Source organism: Streptomyces sp. LS1784, from assembly GCF_020103755.1.
GTDB lineage: Bacteria > Actinomycetota > Actinomycetes > Streptomycetales > Streptomycetaceae > Kitasatospora.
This window is the reverse complement of record NZ_JAHSQD010001087.1, coordinates 1-1,175: the sequence shown is the minus strand read 5'-3', so window position 1 is coordinate 1,175 and position 1,175 is coordinate 1. Positions and strand designations below refer to the sequence as shown.

The window sequence follows — 1,175 nt, the reverse complement described above, 5'->3', positions numbered from 1 at the left end:
GCCGATGCCGCCGAGCACGGCGGCCAACTCGCCGGCCGGGCAGGCGTAGGGGTGGGCGCGCGGGGTGGGCCGGCCGGGGCGCGGTTCAGTGACGGCGGAGTGGGCGCGGGCGTCCTCGGCCCAGAGCGCCAGCTGCCCGTCCGCCCGCCAGAGCGCGTGCAGGACGAACATCGGGGGCCTTCCGGGCGGGGTGGGACCGTCCTTCGCAGCCTAACCGGGAGGGCCGACAGGGCCGGTCCGCTGGGCCGTTCGAGGGAAGCCCGAAAGTTCTGGTTGAAAGTTGAACGAAGTTGCCCTACGCTGGAGCCAACAAGTTGAAGCCTAAACAAATGGCTTCGGACCAAGGAGGAAGCCATGGGCCTGTTCAACCGCACCAAGACCGTCACCGCCCCCACCGCGACCGCCGTCCGGACCCCGGCCGGCCCGGACCTCGCCCACCTGACCGGCGACTGGACGATCGACAACACCCACAGCGAGATCGGCTTCTCGGTCCGCCACGCGATGGTCACCAACGTCAAGGGCCGCTTCACCGAGTACGACGGCAAGCTGCACCTGGACGGGACCCACCCGGGCGACTCCTCGGCGGAGCTGGTGATCAAGGTCGGGAGCATCGACACCAACCAGGCCCAGCGCGACGAGCACCTGCGCACCGGCGACTTCTTCGCCGTCGAGACCCACCCGGAGATCCACTTCCGCAGCACCTCCGCCCAGCTGCTGGGCGGCGACTCGTACCGGATGACCGGCGACCTCACCATCAAGGGCACCACCCGCCCGGTCGTGCTGGACCTGGAGTACACCGGCAGCGCCACCGACGCGTACGGCGCCCAGCGGGTCGGCTTCGAGGGCAAGGCCGTCGTCGACCGCACCGAGTTCGGCCTGACCTACAACGCGGCGCTGGAGACCGGCGGCGTGCTGATCGGCGAGAAGGTCAAGCTCAGCTTCGACATCTCCGCCGTCAAGGCGGCCTGAGCCGGGCGATCCGGCCCCCACGAGCACCGCCCCTGCCCGTCCCCCCGGGGCAGGGGCGGTTCCGTCCGTCCTGCGGCTGCTTCGCCCACCCCGGCGGCAGTTTCGCCCACCCTGCGGCAGCGGTTTCGCCTACCCCGGCGGCAGCAGCGCCGCGTCCGCCGCGGGCAGCCAGCTGCCCGGCGGGCGGCGCAGCCAGCCTTCGGCCG

The 1,175-nt window shown here is 72.0% G+C and carries 1 protein-coding gene; it reads left to right on the top strand.

The window, feature by feature from the left end; all coding sequences use genetic code 11:
* Positions 1-354 precede the first annotated feature (354 nt).
* Positions 355-969, top strand: coding sequence for a YceI family protein (locus KS423_RS45835; protein ID WP_224285566.1), 615 nt, complete (start codon positions 355-357; stop codon positions 967-969).
* The last annotated feature ends 206 nt before the right edge of the window (positions 970-1,175 follow it).

Excerpts from the sequence above, each read along its gene's own strand:
- KS423_RS45835 (WP_224285566.1), top strand. The coding sequence starts at position 355 with ATGGGCCTGTTCAACCGCACCAAGACCGTCACCGCCCCCACCGCGACC.